Source organism: Ralstonia psammae (genome assembly GCF_958405935.1).
Classification (GTDB): Bacteria; Pseudomonadota; Gammaproteobacteria; order Burkholderiales; family Burkholderiaceae; genus Ralstonia; species Ralstonia psammae.
Map to the genome: position 1 here is coordinate 56,660 of NZ_CATZBU010000016.1, position 16,606 is coordinate 73,265.

The following is a 16,606-nucleotide window of genomic DNA, read 5'->3' on the forward strand; positions in this document are numbered from 1 at the left end:
CCATGCTGAAACTCACCTCCATTTCCAAGCGCTTTGGCGGCCTGTCGGTCTTGCAGGACGTCAACATTGAAGTGCCGCAAGGCAGCATCTTCGGTTTGATCGGCCCGAATGGCGCCGGCAAAACCACCGTCTTCAACCTGATCACCGGCTTGCTTGCGCCCACAGGCGGCTCGCTCACATTCAACGGCGAGAATCTCGTCGGCAAGAAGCCGCACCAGATCACGCAGATGGGCATCGCGCGCACGTTCCAGAACATCCGCATCTTCAAGGAGATGACGCTGCTGGAGAACGTCGTGGTGGGCATGCACCGGCATCTGGACTACGGCGCGCCGGGCCTGCTGCTCTCGCTGCCCAAGTACCGCGCTGCCGAGCGCCGCGCCCGCGACCGTGCGCTGGAGCTGCTCTCGTGGGTCAAGCTCGACCACAAGGCGCATGACATTGCCGACAACCTCTCGTACGGCGACCAGCGCAAGCTCGAACTCGCGCGGGCGCTGGCCACCGACCCCAAACTGCTGCTGCTCGACGAGCCTGTCGCGGGCATGAACACGGGCGAGAAGGTCGACCTGATGGCCGAAATCGAGAACATCAAGGGGCGGGGCTACACGATCTTCATGATCGAACACGACATGCGCTTTGTGATGGGTTTGTGCGAGCGCATTGCCGTGCTGAACTTCGGCCGCATCATCGCCGAAGGGCCGCCCGAGGCGATCCGCAACGACCCGCAAGTCATCGAGGCGTACCTGGGCCGCGATGACGACGAAGGTGAGGTGGCAGCATGACGACACTGCTGGAAGTCAAAGGGCTGGACGTGTCGTACGGGCACATCGCAGCCGTCAAGGGCATCGACTTTGCGCTCAAGGCCGGCGAGATCACTTCGCTGGTGGGCGCAAACGGTGCGGGCAAATCGACTACGCTGCTGGCGCTCTCAGGCCTGATCCCCAAGTCGCAGGGTGATGTGCGCGGCCAGATCCTGTTCGAGGGCGAAGACGTTACACAGTGGTCTGCCCACAAGCGCGTGGAGCGCGGCATCGTGCAGGTGGCCGAAGGGCGCGCCACGCTCACCACGATGACGGTGCGCGAAAACCTGGAGCTGGGCGCCTACACGCGCAAGGACAAGGGCCAGATCGCCTCTGACCTCGAGCGCGTGTTCCACCTGTTCCCGCGCCTGAAGGAGCGCATCGACGGTCTGGCCGGCAACCTGTCGGGCGGCGAGCAGCAGATGCTTGCCATCGGCCGCGCGCTGATGGCGCGCCCGCGCGTGCTGCTGCTGGATGAACCATCAATGGGCCTCGCCCCGATCATCGTGCAGGAGATTTTCCGCATCCTGCGCACCATCAATGCAGAGGGTCTGACGATCTTCCTGGTCGAGCAGAACGTGCGCCAGGCGTTGAAGATTGCGCAGCACGGCTATGTACTGGAGACCGGCCAGATCGTGCTGGCTGACAGCGGTAAAAACCTGCTGGGCAATCCGCGCGTGCTCGAAGCCTACCTGGGCGGCTGAGTGTTCTCAACGCGCCTCGGCATGCAACATCGCCGGGGCGCGAGAACCGCATATCCATTGGGTTTGCGGTTCATTTCCATCCAAAAGCGTACCCGTTTCTGCGTACGTTCACATCCCTGCCAACACGTGTCGCTGTGCGTCGAACAGCGCGATCAACGCATCGGCCACGGCCCGCACGCGCGGTGATCGTCGAACGTCGGGGTGGATCACCAACCAGATTTCCCGATGCAACGCGGGGTCGTCGACGGGCAATCGGCGCAAAAGCGTACCCGTTTCTGCGGGGGCGCCAAGCAGGTGGGGCAGCGCCGCGACCCCCAGGCCGGCCAGCGCCGCCTGATGCATCGCCAGCAGATCGCTGCAACGTAAGACCACGCGACGTTCGCCTGCGTAGTTGTCCAGCCAACGCTGCTGCGGGACGTGGCGCAGGTTTTCGTCGTAGCCGATGAATTCCCACTCTGATTCGGGGCGTGCGAGCACCTCTGCGGTGGCGTACAGGCCGTAGCCGAGATCGCCCAGCGGGCGTGTCGCCAACCCAGACGATGTGGGACGCGACAGCCGCACCGCCAGATCGGCTTCGTGCGCCATCAGGTTGGCGTTGCGCTTTTCGCCCAGCAGCACGAGGTCGATGCCTGGCCATTGCCGGCGCAGTGTCGCCAGGTTTGGCGCGATGATGTGGCTGGCCACCGTGGGCGGCGCGGAGATACGCACCGTCCCGCGCAAGCTGCCCGCCCCCGCTGCCGCACGTGCAAAGCCGGCGGCTTCCTGCTCCATGCGTTCAGCGCGCTCGGCCAGCGCGTTGCCTTCGGCGGTCAAGCGCCAGCCGCGCGGCAGGCGGTCGAACAACCGCACGCCCAACGATTGCTCCAGTGCATCGGCGCGCCGTGCCACCGTGGTGTGTTCTACCGCCAGCCGCCGCGCAGCGGCCGACAAGCTGCCCTCGCGCGCCAGCACGAGAAAGTAGCGCACGTCATCCCACTGCAAGGAAGAAGAAGGTTCGGCCGCCGCCGCCCGCGACAGGGCGCGCACTTTTTTCGGTCGGTCTGAGCTTTTTTGCACAGAAAGTGATCAGTTTTTGTGAATTCCCGGGTGATTCTGAACGGATTACGCTTGTTTCACAACGTGACGAACGCAGTACCCCTCATCACGAAACCCGAGAGCGTACCCATTTCTGCGAGGACTTTTTGCCATGCACACGAAGGTGATCCAACTCCGCGAACCCGGACCAGCGTTGGGTTTGCAGCCCACCAGCCTGATGTTGCCGCCGCCCGCGCCGAACGCGTTGACCGTGCGGCACACCGTCGTCGGCGTGAACTTTGTCGACGTGTACCACCGTGCCGGGCTATATCCGGTGCCGGCGTTTCCGGCGGTGCTGGGTGTGGAGGGCGTCGGCGTGGTGGAAGCGGTAGGTAAGGATGTGCGCGGCTTTGTGCTGGGCCAGCGCGTGGCCTGGGCCGGCCTGATGGACGGCGCGCCCGGCGGCTACACCAGCCACCGCAACATCCCGGCCGAACGCGCGATTGCGTTGCCTGATGCGCTGGACGACGAAACCGTGGCGGCCACGTTGGTCCGCGGCATCACCGCACACATGCTGCTGACGCGGGTACGGCAGGTGCGCGCCGGCGATACGGTGCTCGTGCACGCGGCAGCCGGCGGCCTGGGCGTGTTGCTGGTGCAGTGGGCCAAGCGCCAGGGTGCGCGCGTGATCGGCACGGTTGGCAACGAGGCCAAGGCCGCTCTTGCCCTCGGCCATGGCGCGGACCACGTCGTGCTGTATCGCCAGCAAGACGTGCGCGAAGCCGTGCTGCAGCTCACCGGCGGAGAAGGCGCCGACTATGTGATCGATGGCATTGGCGGCGCGATGCTGCAGACCTCGTTGGCGGTGACGCGGCCGTTCGGCATGGTGGCGAGCATCGGTCAGGCGGGCGATGTCGGTAACGCGCAAACGAACGCCGTCGATCTTGCTGCGCTTGGGCCGTCGCGCTCCATTGCGCTGGCGCGGCCAGGCGTATTCCGCTACATGACCGATCTGTCGAACTACCGCACGGGGGCGCAGGCAGCATTGCAGCGCATGCTCGATGGCGTGCGTGTGCCGGTGGGCGGCATCTATGCGCTGGAAGAAGCGGCCGCCGCGCACACCGCCCTGGAAGCCGGACAGACCTCGGGTGCGCTGCTCTTGCGCCCTTGAGAACCCTGCGCACCGAAGGGTTTCCCTGCAAAGCGTACCCATTTCTGCGTGACACTCGACGTCGTTGTTTCACGCTGCCGGGTCTCGCGTTTCGAAGGTTTCACCTCATCCCATAAGGAGCCATCGCATGCTGTACCTGATTCTTTTCAACTACACGGCACCGCTCGAAGCACTCGATCGCGTGCTGCCTGCGCACCGCGCGCACCTGGACGCCCACTATGCGAGCGGTCACTTCCTGATGTCGGGCCCGTTCGTCCCCCGTGAGGGTGGCGGCATCCTGGCGCGTGCCGAATCCCGCGAAGAGATCGACGCCATCGTCGCGCGCGACCCTTTCGTGATCGAAAACCTCGTACAGGCGCGCGTCATTACCTGGGGCCCGAATCGTCGCAGCGCCGACGTACCGCAGGCGTGGTTGCCAGACGCCCTGGTTGCGGCATCGGCCTAAAACCGGTGCGGCGCCGCCGCTATCATGTCGATCCGTCCTTGCGCGAATCGACATGACCGACACGCCGCCGCCTCAACCTGATGTGCCGCGCCAGCCATGGTGGCGGCACGCGATTGCCCGGCTGCCGTTCGGCCGCGAGCATCTGGTGTTCGTGATTGCCGGGGTGATCGGCTGCGCTGGGGCCTTGTCGACGATCCTGTTTCGCGAGTGCCTGCGTCATCTGCAATGGTGGCTTTCGGGTACGGACCAGGGCTTGGTGGCCACGGCGCGGGCGCTGCCATGGTGGGCGCGCCTGCTGGTGCCGACGGCGGGTGGACTGCTGGCAGGCATCACCTTGCAGGTGGGCCTCAAATGGATTCCGCGAAAAGGCTCGGACGACTATATGGAAGCCATTGCCGTGGGCGATGGCGTGCTCAGCGCGCGGCAGAGCCTGGTACGCAGCGCGTCGTCGTTGTGCTCGGTGGCCAGCGGTGCGTCGATCGGGCGCGAAGGGCCGATGGTGCAACTGGCGGCGATGTGCGGCTCGTTGGTCGGCCGCGTGCTGCGGCGCTGGACGCCCGTGCCGGTCGAGCAATTGCGTCTACTGGTCGCGTGCGGGGCGGCCGCGGGCATCACCTCTGCGTATAACGCGCCCATCTCGGGCGCCGTGTTCGTCTGCGAAATCGTGTTTGGTGTCATCACCACGGCCACGCTGGGGCCGCTGCTGGTGGCGGCTGTCACCGCAGACATCGTGGTGCGCCAATTCTTCGGGTACGGGGCGGTCTACGAGATGCCGCACTTCGATTTCGTTTCCGGCTGGGAAGTGCTGACGTATTTGGGCCTTGGTTTGGCGGCAGGAATGGTGGGGCCGCTGCTGCTGGGTCTGATTGACCGCGCGCGCGATGCGTTTGCACAGACCAAGTTGCCGCTCACGTTGCAATTGGCGGCCGGCGGGTTGATTGTCGGTGCGCTTTCCACGGGCGTGCCCGAGGTCTGGGGCAACGGCTATAGCGTGGTCAATGGCTTCCTGCACGAGCCGTGGCTGTGGCAGACGGTAGCGCTGGTGCTGATCTGCAAGGTGGTGGCAACGGCGTCGAGTGCGGGATCGGGCGCGGTGGGTGGTGTGTTCACGCCCACGCTGTTCTGTGGCGCGGCGCTGGGGTTGCTGTACGGCACGGGCATGCATGCGCTGCTGCCGGACGCCGCGCCCGTGCCGGTCAGCTATGCGGTGGTCGGTATGGGCGCGTTGCTGGCAGCCACCACGCATGCGCCGCTCATGTCGATCCTGATGATCTTTGAGATGACGCTGTCGTACCAGGTGGTGCTGCCGCTCATGTTGGCATGCATCACCGGTTATGTGACGGCACATGCAGCGGGTGCGCCGTCGGTGTATGCGCGCGCGCTGGCGCGCAATCGTCAGGATGCGGGCGACGACGCCGAGCACCTTCCATCGCCATCATCAGATGCCACGCAGAAATAGGTACGCTTTTCCGCTTGTGGGGCACCGCCACCCAATATCCCAGGAGCACAGCTTGCCCTGTCAGCTAAATCCAAGGAAAAGCGAGCCATGAGTCTCTTGAAATTGTGCGTGTTCGGGAACTTTTCGGAGATCGTGCGACAATTTGTTGCTGTTGCGAATCGTTATCATTTATATTTGCGTCCGCAATTCGTAGTGCGCTCTCGTGCACGGCGGCACGGGCGCAGGAGGGCGTTCCGTAGCGGTCGGCACCCAACGAAAGAGTGCCGCCGGAGAAACCACGCAATGAACCGCCACACGCCCGTCGCCAGCGCCTTGTTGGCCCTGTTTGCCACCCCCACCGTCGCACTCGCCCAGCAGACCACGCTTGCGCAGGCGCCAGCCACCGCCACGTTGCCGGAAGCCGTCGTGAAGGCCTCTGCCCCGCGTGACGACTACAACGCCGCCAAAAGCTCCATCTCCAAGCTGCCCGAAAACCTGCGCGACGTACCGCAATCGGTGACGGTCGTGCCCAAGGCGCTGACCGACGCGCAAGGCGGCAGTTCGCTGGCCGATGCGCTGCGCAACGTGCCGGGGATCACCATCGGCGCGGCCGAGGGCGGGCAGATCGGCAACAACATCAACCTGAACGGTTTCTCTGCGCGGACCGACATCTATCTCGATGGCTTCCGGGATCGCGGCCAGTACTACCGCGACCTGTTCGCCCTCGATTCGGTGGAAGTGCTGATGGGCCCGTCGTCGATGCTGTTTGGCCGCGGCTCGACGGGCGGCGTCATCAACCAGGTGACGAAGAAGCCCAAGCTGAAGGCGGCCACGGAAATCACCGGTTCGATCACGACCAACGGCCTGGTGCGTGCGACTGCCGATGTCAACACGCCGACTTCCGACACCTCCGCCTTCCGCATCGCCGCGATGGCGCAGAACGGCAAGACCAGCACGCGCGACGAGATGACCGCGCAGGATTTCGGCATTGCGCCGTCGTGGCGTTTCGGCATCGGCACGCCGACCGAGGTGACCCTGTCCGCGCTGCTGCAGCACAACCGTGACATGCCCGACTACGGCGTGCCGAACCTCAATGGCCACCCCGTCAACGTCAGCCCCAAGACGTACTACGGCTACACCGATGACCGCACCACACAGGACGTGGCGTCGTTCTCGGCCAATATCGATCACAAGTTCTCACCCAACCTGAGGCTGCGTAACCAGACGCAGTTCAATTACGTGCAGACCGACGCGCGCGAAACGGCGCCCAACTCGGTGGGTACCGTCAATTCGTCGGGCGTATTTACGGCGCTGACCAACAGCAATTTGCCGCTCTCGGCGCTGTCGGTGCGCTTGCAAAGCCATGACCGCCGCATCCGCGACTATTCCCTGTTCAACCAGACCGAGTTGACGGCCAAGTTCGATACGGGTTCGGTCAAGCACACGCTGCTGGTTGGCACCGAGTTCGGCCACGACGGTTACGACAACCAGAACTACTACCGCAACGGTTCGTGCAACGGCACGCCGCTGGCGCAGTCGAGCCTGACCACGGGCTTCGTCTCGTGCGAGCCGCTGGTCAGCCCGGGCTACACCACCTCGCCGGCCAGCACGCCGTCGAGCCTGGGCAACCTGCAGGGCGGCTCGGCCAACACGGTGGCCGCGTACTTCAACGATTCGATCGAGTTCACCAAGCAGTGGAAGGCGGTGGCCGGCCTGCGCTATGACCGCTACGTCGCCAGCATTTCGAACTCGCTGAATGCGGCGAACACGCCGGCGTCGGCCAAGATCACCGCGCTGCCGTACGCGCAGCAGACCGTGAACTTCGTGAGCACGCGCCTGGGCGGTATTTGGCAGCCGACGGAGTGGCAGTCGTACTACGTGTCGTACGGCACGTCGTTCAATCCGTCATTGGAACAACTCGTGGGCACCACGGGCCAGCAGGGTTTGGATCCGGAGAAGAACAAGTCGTATGAGGCGGGTGGCAAGTGGGATCTGCTCAACGGCGACCTGTCGGTCAGCTCGGCGCTGTTCCAGATCACCAAGGACAACGCCCGCACGCAGATCGACAGCACGACGTACACCTCGGCCGGCAAGATTCGCGTGCGCGGCGCGCGCCTGGGTGCCACGGGCCACGTGACCGACAAGCTGCAGGTGTTCGCGGGCTATACGTACCTGGATGCTCAGATCGTCAACGGTATTGCCGCGGGCACGCAGGGCATGACGCCGGCCAACACGCCCAAGCATGCCGCCACCGTGTGGACGAGCTACACCTTCCTGCCGAACTGGGAGGTGGGTGCGGGCGCGTTCTACATGTCGCAGCGCTACGCCAACAACACCGACACGGTGCAGGTGGGCGGCTTCGTGCGCTGGGATGCAATGCTGGCCTACCATCAGCCGAAATACGACGTGCGCCTGAACCTGTTCAACCTGTTCAACAAGACGTATTACGATGCGCTGATTCCGTCCGATGGTGGTCGCGCCGTGCCGGGTACCGGCCGCGCCGCGATGCTCTCGGTGGTGTATCGGATGTAATGGCTGGGGGATGGGCCCTTGGCTGCATTCCCGTTTCTTTCCAGCACCATGCTTGTCTGCATCCCGAATGTCTTCAACGCCGCGCAGGTGGCGGCACTGCGAGAACTGCTCGACGGCGCGGGCGACGCCTGGGTCGATGGCCGCGTGTCGGCCGGGTATTCGGGCGCGCCAGTCAAGGTCAACCAACAGATTGATGAGGGCGCGGAAGTGGCCCTGCAGTGCCAGCAGCTCATCCTGAGCGTGCTGGAGAGGCATCCGCGCTTTATCAGCGCGGCGCTGCCGAACGTGGTGTACCCGCCGATGTTCAACCGCTACGGCGAGGGCATGACCTTCGGCGCGCATGTCGATGGCAGTGTGCGTATCCACCCGCACAACGGTACGAAGCTGCGTACCGACATCTCGGTCACGCTGTTTCTGTCAGACCCCGCCAGCTACGACGGCGGCGAACTGCAGATCGAAGACACCTATGGCATGCACAGCATCAAGCTCAATGCCGGCGACCTGGTGATCTATCCGGCAACGAGCCTGCATCAGGTGACGCCCATCACGCGCGGTGTGCGCGTGGCGAGCTTCTTCTGGATCCAGAGCCTGATTCGCGACGACGCGCAGCGCGCCATGCTGTTCGATCTGGACAACGCCATCCAGACACTCAATCAGACCGACGCGGATGCCACTGCGCGCCGCACGCTGATCGGCGTGTATCACAACCTGATGCGGCAGTGGAGCGAAACCTGATTTGAGCGCCCAGCGTCACACCGGGGAGGTGTGCGACGCCATATTCACACGTTCCGTGTGATTCGGCTTAGTGGCCCGAACGGCGATACAGCTCGGCCATCATGCCGCAGCTTTCCACGTGCAGCGCAACGGCGCGGCTGGCCTCACGGCGCACGATTTGCCAGAAACGGGCGAAACGCGAAGCGGGGGCGGCTTTGAGGGCGACGGTGTTCATGGCGATTCCTTCTGAGGACTGATTTAGGGATAACCCTAGTAGGGAATACCCGAATCTTAGTCGGAATATTGCGACGCAGCAAATTGCACGTGCCCGTGTCGCCTCGTCGCCACATAGAAGTGGCTAGACCTCCACTCTGCTGACCGTTCCGGCATTGCCGTCTACGCGGATCGTCTCGCCGTTTTTCAACTGTGCCCGGATGCCGGGCAGGTTCACCACCGCCGGAATCCCGAACTCCCGCGCGACGATGGCGCCGTGCGACAGGTAGCCGCCGGTTTCCATGACCAGTGCGCCTGCCTTCAGGAAGAGTGGCGTCCAGGCGGGGTCGGTACTGGGCGCGACCAGGATGTCGCCTGCTTGCAGCGCCGTGCCGGCGGCAGCGTGGTCGACCAGACGTGCCTGGCCCTGTGCCGAGCCCGCGCCCACGGCGGTGCCGCTCCAGACATTTCCGACGACGCCGAGGCCGAGGCCGATTGGTGCTTTGGCCGCGACCAGCGCCCCGCCATGTTCGGTGAGGATGTCCGGCTCCTGCTCGGTGGCCCAACCGTCCAACTGCTGCCGGCGTTCGCGCGCACGCTGGGCGGCAAAGCGCAGGGGCAACGTGCCGATGCCTGCCGCCACGCATTCGTCCAGCGTCAGGTTGAAGATGTCTTCCGGCGTATCGAGTCCTTCCTCGTCGACCAGCCTGTCCGCAAGCTTCAGCAGGCCGATGCGCAGCGCTTCCAGATACGCCACCAGCGCGCTGCGCGCGGCTTCGCGCTGGTTGCTGTCGCGCACGGCACTCTTGAGCATCCCTCGCACCATCGGGCGCAGCCAGAACGGCAGGCGCCCCCACGCGCGCTCAGACGCCGCTTGCTGCCGTTGTCGCACGGCCCGCGCATCGCTGCCGATCAGACCGACGACGAGGTCGAGCAGGTAGTCCGGTTGCTCGCGCCAGCGCGGGTGGCGGACGTAGCTCTCTTCAATGGCGCGGTGGCCGTAGCGCTCCAGAAACGTACTGAAGTGCTGGCGGAACGGGCTGTGTGCCGGCAACTGCTGCGCCCATTGCGCGCCGATGCGTTTGTCCGAGCGAAGCCAGGCGAGCGCTTCGGTATCGGCGGCGGCCGTTTGCGCCAGCGCCATCAGCTCGTAGCTCTGCTGCGCGGTGACGCTGGGTTCAGCGCCGGCCATGAGCGCGGCGGCCAGCGCGTGGCCTTCGCCGGGGCACTGTTTTTCGATCACGTCGACCAGGCCCGAAACGGAGCCGCCCGCCGAGCCCTGCAGGAAGAACAGGCTGTCTGCGCGGCGCGCGGTGTTAAAGCGCTCGCGAAGGCAGGTGGCCAGCTCAGCTGTCGTTTCCGGCCATGCGTCTTCGCGCCATTGCGCGGCTTGCTTGCGGGCGCGGTTCAGATCGCTCTGCGCATGGCGGCGCGCCGCGCCGGCGCTGAACAGATAGCGCACGAGCCGCGCGCCGCGTGCCAGCCGTTGCGGCCACGTGGCGCGCGGCAGCGCAATCTCGGGCTGCGTGCCGCCCAGCATGCGGTTGATGGCATCCGGCGCAATGCCGAACGCGTCAAATGCCTCCCACTGCATCAATGAGACATCGAGATACACGCGGCCGCCGAATAGCCCCGCGCGCGCCAGCCCCGGGCGCACCGCGTAGCCTGCCAGCGCGTACGCCAGCGTCAGCATGCGGTTGGCCGCGTGGCCGTAGAGCGTCCAGTCGATGGGCGACAGCGGCGTGGGGAACATCTCGCGCGTGTTGCCCCGTGTCCAGAACGTGGGCTGGTTTTGCAGGGCGGTGTAAGTGTGGCGGGCGGGCGTGGTGATCGGGCGTGCCTGCACGATCCAGAAGCGCTGTCCGTCCCAGACCCATTCGATGTCGTAGCGCGGCTGTGCAAAGTCCAGCGCGCGTGCCGTGTCGCGCGCCACCGTGGCAAGGGCGATGCGTTGCGCATCGTCCAGCACGGCGCGCCGGGCGTCTTCTGTGGCGGTGTCGGCGAGTGCCGTGCCGCCTTCTGCCAGCGCGCGCGTCATGCGGCGCTTTGTGCCGACCTGGCGTTCGATCACGTGCAGCATGTCGGCTTGCGGCGCGACTTCCACCCGGTCGACGTCGCCATCGGCCTGGCCGGCCACCAGCGCTTCGCCCAGGCCCCAGTGCGCGTTGATGACGATGTGGTCGTTGCGGCCGCTCACCGGGTCGCCGGTGAACGCGATGCCCGCGGCCACTGCCGGCAGCATCGGCATGATGACCACGGCCATCGCCAGGTCGGTGGTGTCGATGCCGAAGCGCTCGCGGTATGCCAACGCTTGCGGTGCGTGTGCTGAGTCCCACACGGCGCGGACCGCTTCGGCCATCGCCTGCGCGCCGATGACGTTCAGGCGCGTTTCGTGAATGCCCGCGAACGAGCGTTGCGCGGAATCCTCTTGCGGCGCGGACGAACGCACAGCCAACGGTATGTTCTGCCAGCCGCGCGCGGCCAGGGCTTCTGCGATGGCAGCCAGCACGGTATCGGGCACGGCATCTGCGCGACGCCGCCCGCGGCTGGCGTCTGCGGCCAGCACGACACCATCGGGCACCGGCACGCCGAGTCTTGCCATCCGACCCAGCTGCCAGCCCTTGCCGCCGGCCACTGCGGCACCCGCTGCCGCCGCGGCCGGCCAATCCAGCACGAGCGTGTTCATCGCGCCCCCTTGCGGGCCATGCCGTGCAGGAACAGGTCGATGACGGCGGAGAAGCCCGCGTGCAGGTCTGTGTCGGGCCGCGCGAGCCAGCGCATCAGCGCGCCGAGATACAAGTACTCGAACAGCCCCGCGAGGTGCTCGGCATCGAGCCGTGTGTCGAGTTCGCCCGAGCGCTGCGCCGTGTCGATGAGCGCCATGAACACCGCTTCGAGCCCGCTGCGCTTGTCGGTGTCACGGCTGCGGGCGGCCAGGTCGGCGCTGGCAAAGCGGTAGCGGAAATACGCGGCCAGGTAGGGGCGGCGCGCGTTGCACCAATCGGCCGAGGCGGAAAGCAGCACCGCCAGGCGCGAAGCGAAGTCCGGCTGCGCCTCGATCTGCGCACGCAATTGCGCGCCGCCTGCCGCCAGCTCGGCATGGAACTGGTGCGCCAGCAATGCTTCCTTGACCGGGAAGTGGTTGTACAGCGTGCCCTTGGACACATCGGCCTGCGCGGCAATCTGCTCCATCGTCACCGCGTCGTAACCGTGCTGCTCGAACAGGGAGAAGGCGGTGGCGGCCAGGTGGTCCAGCGTCTGGGTGCGCTTACGTTCGCGGCGGCCGGCTTCGAGGGGGATCGCGATGGGGACCGGTTTGGACGACATGATGGGTTCGCTTTTTTATACGATGAGCAATTTTATACGTCGTTCAAAAATATGCGCAAGCGAGAACCCCTCTGTAGAATCAGCCCATTCTCCCGGCAGCCTTTCGACAGGACCCACCATGTCTGCACTGCGCACCCTGTATCCGCCAATCGAACCGTATGAGACCGGCATGCTCGACGTGGGCGATGGCCACACGATCTATTACGAGCGCGTCGGCACGCCCGGTGCCAAGCCGGCGGTATTCCTGCACGGCGGGCCGGGCGGCGGCGTGTCGGTTGACCACCGCCGTGTGTTCGACCCCGCACGCTACGACGTCATGCTGTTCGACCAGCGCGGCTGTGGGCGGTCTACGCCGCATGCGGGCCTGGAGGCCAACACCACGTGGCATCTCGTGGCCGACATCGAACGCCTGCGCGCCATTGCCGGCGCCGAGCGCTGGCTCGTCTTCGGCGGCTCGTGGGGCTCGACGTTGGCGCTCGCTTACGCGCAGAAGTATCCGCAACACGTAAGCGAACTCGTGCTGCGCGGCATCTACACCGTCACGCAGGCCGAGCTGCGCTGGTACTACCAATACGGCGTGTCCGAGATGTTCCCCGAGAAATGGGCACGTTTTCAGGCGCCCATTCCCGAGGCCGAGCGCGGCGACATGATTGCGGCCTACCGCAAGGTGCTCACCGGCAATGACACCGCCAGGCAGATCGAAGCCGCCCGCGCCTGGAGCGTGTGGGAAGGCGAGACCATCACGCTGCTGCCCGACCCGAGCAACAGCGCCAAGCACGCCGACGACCATTTCGCACTGGCGTTCGCACGGTTGGAGAACCACTACTTCACGCATCAGTGCTGGCTGGAAGAGGGCCAGTTGCTGCGCGAGGCGCACAAGCTGGCGGGCATTCCGGGCGTGATCGTGCACGGCCGCTACGATATGCCGTGCCCAGCGCGCTACGCGTATGCGTTGCATCAGGCGTGGCCGGATTCGGACTTCCACCTCATCGAAGGTGCCGGCCATGCGTGGTCCGAACCCGGCATCCTCGATCAGCTGCTGGCCGCAACGGACCGCTTTGCCGGCAAGTAACCCATGACGGATTCTGCCGACCTGCGCTTCCTGCTCGCCATCCAGGACAACGGCAGCCTGGTGGCGACCGCGCGGGCGTTGGACCTGACGCCATCGGCAGTCTCGCAGCGCCTGCAGCAGCTGGAGAAGAAGCTGGGCACACGGTTGGTCGATCGCACCGCGCGCAGCCTGCGCTTTACGCAGGAGGGCGCGCTGCTGTGCGAGCGCGGGGCCGAGCTGATCCGCCAGCTCGACGCACTGTCAGAGGATTTGCACACGCGCCGGGGCGGCCTGGTCGGCACGCTCAAGATCAACGCGCCGCTGGGGTTTGGGCGGCGTTACGTGGCACCCGTCATTGCCGATTTTCAGCAGCAGCATCCCGATGTCGACATCGAATTGGCACTGTCCGATGCACCCCTTACCGAAGCGGCGGACCGCTTTGATGTGGTGGTGCATATCGGCGCGTTGCAGGTGTCGAACCTGGTCGGCCATGCGATTGCGCCAAATGCCCGCTTTGTCTGTGCGTCCCCCGCGCTTGTGAAGCGCTTCGGTTTGCCGCAAACGCCCGATGACCTTGCCGCGCTGCCTTGCATCGTGCTGCGCGAGAACAAAGAAGACGTGTCGCTCTGGCACTTCAGCAAGGGCCGCACGAGCCGCAGCGTGCGCGTGCCGAGTCAGCTGATCTGCAACGACGGCGATGTCATCCGCCAGTGGGCGTGCGAAGGGCGTGGCGTGATCCTGCGCTCCGAATGGGATGTGGCCGACGACCTGCGCGCGGGCCGGCTTGTGCGCCTGCTACCAGGCTGGAAGGCACCGGATGCCAACGTGATCGCACTCACGCACAACCGCGCCGGTTTGCCACAACGTACGCGTCACTTCATGCAGGCGCTACAAAGCCGCTTCAAGCCGCAGCCGCCCTGGCGCACCTAATGTAGCCAGACTGAATCTTTGATTCAAACCGGCTTCACCGAAAGCCGGCGTGCGGTGCCTACAATCGGTTGCATCGATCTCCACCGATTTGCAGGTGACAAACGTGACGTCTTCCACGGTTTCCTCCCACTCCGGCTATCCCAAGGCCGTCCTGTTCGATCTGCTGACCGCGCTGCTCGATTCATGGTCGTTGTGGAACCGCGCCGCCGGTTCCGAGCAGGCTGGCCGCACGTGGCGCGCCGAGTATCTGCGGCTCACGTACGGCTGCGGCACGTACGCCCCTTATGAGGCGATGGTGCGGCAGGCCGCGCAGAACGTCGGCTTGGCCGCGTCGGCGCCGGAAGCGCTGGAAGCCAACTGGCTGCAGCTCGCCCCGTGGAGCGGCGCTGCGCAAGCGCTGGCCCAGCTCCAGCCGCACTGCAAGCTGGCTGTTGTCACCAACTGCTCGGAACGGTTGGGCCGGCAAGCCGCCGCGCTGTTGCCCATCACGTGGGATGTCGTCATCACGGCCGAGCAGGCGGGCGTGTACAAGCCCGACCCGAAGCCATATCGCATGGCGCTCGAACAGCTTGGCGTGAAGGCGGCCGACGCGGCATTTGTCGCGGGTTCCAGTTACGACATGTTCGGCACGGCGGCCGTGGGGCTGCGCACGTACTGGCACAACCGCATCGGCCTGGCGCCGGTGGAGGGCGCCAGGCTGCCGGACATCACATCGCCCACGCTGGACGATCTGCTGCCCTGGGCCCGCCGTTTTGCCGCATGAGGAGTAACCATGACCATCGACACGCACACGCTTGAAAATCTCGACACCCCCGCTGCGCTGATTGACCTGCCGCGCATGCAGCACAACATCGCGCGCATGCAGCACCGCATGAACGCGCTGGGCGTGAAATTCCGCCCGCATGTGAAGACCACCAAGTGCCTCGATGTGGTACGTGCACAGGTGGCGGCCGGCGCGCAGGGCATTACCGTCTCGACGTTGAAGGAGGCCGAGGCCTTCTTTGCCGCCGGCATCAAGGACATCCTGTACGCGGTGGGCATTGTCGCCAACAAGCTGCCGCGCGCGATGGCGCTGCGCAACCGTGGCTGCGATCTCAAGCTCGTCGTCGACAACGCACAGGCCGCCCGCGCTGTGGTCGACTACGCCCGCGCACACGATGCGCGCTGCGAAGTGTGGATTGAAGTCGACACCGATGGTCACCGCTCCGGCATCACGCCCGAGCAGGATGCGCTGCTGGAAGTGGGCCGCATCCTGAAAGACGGCGGCATCGGCGTGGGCGGCGTGATGACGCACGCCGGATCAAGCTACGACCTGAACGACCGCGCCGCGCTGGCCGCATTGGCCGAGCAGGAGCGCGCCGGTTGCGTGCGCGCGGCGCAGCGCCTGCGTGAAGCCGGCGTGCCGTGCGCGGCAGTGAGCGTGGGCTCCACTCCCACGGCGTTGGCCACCGAGCACCTCGAAGGCGTGACGGAGGTGCGCGCCGGCGTCTACGTGTTCTTCGATCTGGTCATGCACAACGTGGGCGTGTGCGCGATGGACGAGATCGCCCTGAGCGTGCTGACCACGGTGATAGGCCATCAGCCTGAGAAAGGCTGGGTGATTGTTGATGCCGGATGGATGGCGATGAGCCGTGACCGCGGCACCGCCAAGCAGTCGCATGACTTCGGCTACGGGCAGCCTTGCGCGCTCGACGGCACGCCGCTCGACGGGCTCATGCTGATCGGTGCGAACCAGGAGCACGGCATTCTGGCGGGCAGCGATGGCTCGGTACGTGAAGACCTGGTGGCGCGTTTTCCTGTGGGCACGAAGCTGCGTGTGCTGCCGAACCACGCGTGCGCCACGGGGGCGCAGTTCCCGGAGTATCAGGCGGTGTCGTCGCGCGGCGGGGTGCAGACGTGGGGGCGGTTCCACGGCTGGTGAGTCGTGCGCCTGGCAAGCCTTTGGTGATGTAGGCCACTGCATTCTCGCGTGCCGCCGGCAGCGGTGCCGCCGAATGGGCGGCGGCCGGGCGTTTGCACTTGTGTCATTGCTCGCTTGCATGACACATCCAATTATGCGGAACTCGTGATTATTTCTGCAGAACGCATAATCGGTGTGCGCGGCGTTACGTAACGCGAAACGTTTTTAAGTGCCGTACGGCGCGCTTTTCGTTGATGATTCCGACACGTTGCCCTGCCCGCATCGCCTTGCGCGGCAACGTTTTCATCTGATTTAGGTGATGTTGCAACCGCGCATGGCACGCACTTTGCAGAATTGCCCCTCATAAAAA

Annotated in this window: 15 protein-coding genes; 11 read left to right on the forward strand and 4 right to left on the reverse strand. The window is 65.5% G+C overall.

What is annotated here, in order from left to right; translation table 11 throughout:
- The first annotated feature begins 2 nt into the window (after nucleotides 1-2).
- Together R2N16_RS22765 and R2N16_RS22770 are read left to right on the forward strand one after the other, a co-directional pair.
- On the forward strand, nucleotides 3-779 hold the full coding sequence (locus R2N16_RS22765) for an ABC transporter ATP-binding protein (RefSeq protein ID WP_316668862.1): 777 nt from the start codon (nucleotides 3-5) through the stop codon (nucleotides 777-779).
- On the forward strand, nucleotides 776-1,501 hold the full coding sequence (locus tag R2N16_RS22770) for an ABC transporter ATP-binding protein (protein WP_316668865.1): 726 nt from the start codon (nucleotides 776-778) through the stop codon (nucleotides 1,499-1,501). Before R2N16_RS22765 ends, R2N16_RS22770 begins: the two co-directional genes overlap by 4 nt.
- 108 nt (nucleotides 1,502-1,609) lie before the next feature.
- Here the strand turns inward: R2N16_RS22770 and R2N16_RS22775 are convergent, their stop codons facing one another.
- Nucleotides 1,610-2,482: a LysR family transcriptional regulator gene (locus tag R2N16_RS22775; protein WP_316668911.1), complete on the reverse strand. Its 873-nt coding sequence runs from the start codon at nucleotides 2,480-2,482 to the stop codon at nucleotides 1,610-1,612.
- 205 nt (nucleotides 2,483-2,687) lie between these two features.
- Here R2N16_RS22775 and R2N16_RS22780 point away from each other — a divergent pair, with 205 nt between their 5' ends.
- The 5 genes from R2N16_RS22780 to R2N16_RS22800 all read left to right on the forward strand — a co-directional run bounded on the left by R2N16_RS22780 (nucleotide 2,688) and on the right by R2N16_RS22800 (nucleotide 8,836).
- Complete coding sequence (locus R2N16_RS22780) at nucleotides 2,688-3,686, forward strand: quinone oxidoreductase family protein (protein ID WP_316668867.1); 999 nt, start codon at nucleotides 2,688-2,690, stop codon at nucleotides 3,684-3,686.
- Between the two features lie 127 nt (nucleotides 3,687-3,813).
- On the forward strand, nucleotides 3,814-4,131 hold the full coding sequence (locus tag R2N16_RS22785) for a YciI family protein (protein ID WP_316668869.1): 318 nt from the start codon (nucleotides 3,814-3,816) through the stop codon (nucleotides 4,129-4,131).
- A 52-nt stretch (nucleotides 4,132-4,183) separates the two neighbouring features.
- Nucleotides 4,184-5,590, forward strand: coding sequence for a ClcB-like voltage-gated chloride channel protein (locus tag R2N16_RS22790; protein ID WP_316668871.1), 1,407 nt, complete (start codon nucleotides 4,184-4,186; stop codon nucleotides 5,588-5,590).
- Nucleotides 5,591-5,872: 282 nt separating this feature from the next.
- On the forward strand, nucleotides 5,873-8,101 hold the full coding sequence (locus R2N16_RS22795; RefSeq protein WP_316668873.1) for a TonB-dependent receptor: 2,229 nt from the start codon (nucleotides 5,873-5,875) through the stop codon (nucleotides 8,099-8,101).
- 48 nt (nucleotides 8,102-8,149) lie between these two features.
- Nucleotides 8,150-8,836 carry a Fe2+-dependent dioxygenase gene (locus tag R2N16_RS22800; RefSeq protein WP_316668913.1) on the forward strand — a complete coding sequence of 229 codons (687 nt, stop codon included), beginning with the start codon at nucleotides 8,150-8,152 and terminating at the stop codon, nucleotides 8,834-8,836.
- Between the two features lie 67 nt (nucleotides 8,837-8,903).
- Here the strand turns inward: R2N16_RS22800 and R2N16_RS22805 are convergent, their stop codons facing one another.
- From R2N16_RS22805 to R2N16_RS22815, 3 genes are all read right to left on the reverse strand, one after another.
- On the reverse strand, nucleotides 8,904-9,050 hold the full coding sequence (locus R2N16_RS22805) for a hypothetical protein (protein ID WP_175537079.1): 147 nt from the start codon (nucleotides 9,048-9,050) through the stop codon (nucleotides 8,904-8,906).
- Between the two features lie 123 nt (nucleotides 9,051-9,173).
- Entirely contained in the window at nucleotides 9,174-11,714 is a 2,541-nt protein-coding gene (locus R2N16_RS22810; RefSeq protein ID WP_316668878.1) for a PEP/pyruvate-binding domain-containing protein, read from the reverse strand.
- Nucleotides 11,711-12,355, reverse strand: coding sequence for a TetR/AcrR family transcriptional regulator (locus R2N16_RS22815; RefSeq protein WP_316668880.1), 645 nt, complete (start codon nucleotides 12,353-12,355; stop codon nucleotides 11,711-11,713). The genes R2N16_RS22810 and R2N16_RS22815 overlap by 4 nt, the downstream gene beginning before the upstream one ends.
- Before the next feature lie 118 nt (nucleotides 12,356-12,473).
- On the opposite strand from R2N16_RS22815, the gene pip reads away from it, so the two are divergent.
- The 4 genes from pip to R2N16_RS22835 all read left to right on the forward strand — a co-directional run bounded on the left by pip (nucleotide 12,474) and on the right by R2N16_RS22835 (nucleotide 16,257).
- Nucleotides 12,474-13,427 (forward strand): prolyl aminopeptidase, encoded by a 954-nt coding sequence (pip, locus tag R2N16_RS22820; protein ID WP_316668882.1) that lies wholly within the window; start codon nucleotides 12,474-12,476, stop codon nucleotides 13,425-13,427.
- 3 nt (nucleotides 13,428-13,430) lie between these two features.
- On the forward strand, nucleotides 13,431-14,336 hold the full coding sequence (locus R2N16_RS22825) for a LysR family transcriptional regulator (protein WP_316668883.1): 906 nt from the start codon (nucleotides 13,431-13,433) through the stop codon (nucleotides 14,334-14,336).
- Between the two features lie 103 nt (nucleotides 14,337-14,439).
- Nucleotides 14,440-15,099, forward strand: a complete 660-nt coding sequence (locus R2N16_RS22830) for an HAD-IA family hydrolase (RefSeq protein ID WP_316668885.1) — start codon at nucleotides 14,440-14,442, stop codon at nucleotides 15,097-15,099.
- 9 nt (nucleotides 15,100-15,108) lie between these two features.
- On the forward strand, nucleotides 15,109-16,257 hold the full coding sequence (locus tag R2N16_RS22835) for a DSD1 family PLP-dependent enzyme (RefSeq protein WP_316668887.1): 1,149 nt from the start codon (nucleotides 15,109-15,111) through the stop codon (nucleotides 16,255-16,257).
- Nucleotides 16,258-16,606 lie beyond the last annotated feature (349 nt).

Bases quoted from the DNA above. Each gene is read 5' to 3' on its own strand.
- R2N16_RS22790 (WP_316668871.1), top strand. From the start codon at position 4,184: ATGACCGACACGCCGCCGCCTCAACCTGATGTGCCGCGCCAGCCATGG.
- R2N16_RS22835 (WP_316668887.1), top strand. From the start codon at position 15,109: ATGACCATCGACACGCACACGCTTGAAAATCTCGACACCCCCGCTGCG.
- R2N16_RS22780 (WP_316668867.1), top strand. From the start codon at position 2,688: ATGCACACGAAGGTGATCCAACTCCGCGAACCCGGACCAGCGTTGGGT.
- R2N16_RS22770 (WP_316668865.1), top strand. From the start codon at position 776: ATGACGACACTGCTGGAAGTCAAAGGGCTGGACGTGTCGTACGGGCAC.
- R2N16_RS22765 (WP_316668862.1), top strand. From the start codon at position 3: ATGCTGAAACTCACCTCCATTTCCAAGCGCTTTGGCGGCCTGTCGGTC.
- R2N16_RS22815 (WP_316668880.1), bottom strand. From the start codon at position 12,355: ATGTCGTCCAAACCGGTCCCCATCGCGATCCCCCTCGAAGCCGGCCGC.
- R2N16_RS22825 (WP_316668883.1), top strand. From the start codon at position 13,431: ATGACGGATTCTGCCGACCTGCGCTTCCTGCTCGCCATCCAGGACAAC.
- R2N16_RS22800 (WP_316668913.1), top strand. From the start codon at position 8,150: ATGCTTGTCTGCATCCCGAATGTCTTCAACGCCGCGCAGGTGGCGGCA.
- R2N16_RS22805 (WP_175537079.1), bottom strand. From the start codon at position 9,050: ATGAACACCGTCGCCCTCAAAGCCGCCCCCGCTTCGCGTTTCGCCCGT.
- R2N16_RS22785 (WP_316668869.1), top strand. From the start codon at position 3,814: ATGCTGTACCTGATTCTTTTCAACTACACGGCACCGCTCGAAGCACTC.
- R2N16_RS22795 (WP_316668873.1), top strand. From the start codon at position 5,873: ATGAACCGCCACACGCCCGTCGCCAGCGCCTTGTTGGCCCTGTTTGCC.
- pip (WP_316668882.1), top strand. From the start codon at position 12,474: ATGTCTGCACTGCGCACCCTGTATCCGCCAATCGAACCGTATGAGACC.
- R2N16_RS22810 (WP_316668878.1), bottom strand. From the start codon at position 11,714: ATGAACACGCTCGTGCTGGATTGGCCGGCCGCGGCGGCAGCGGGTGCC.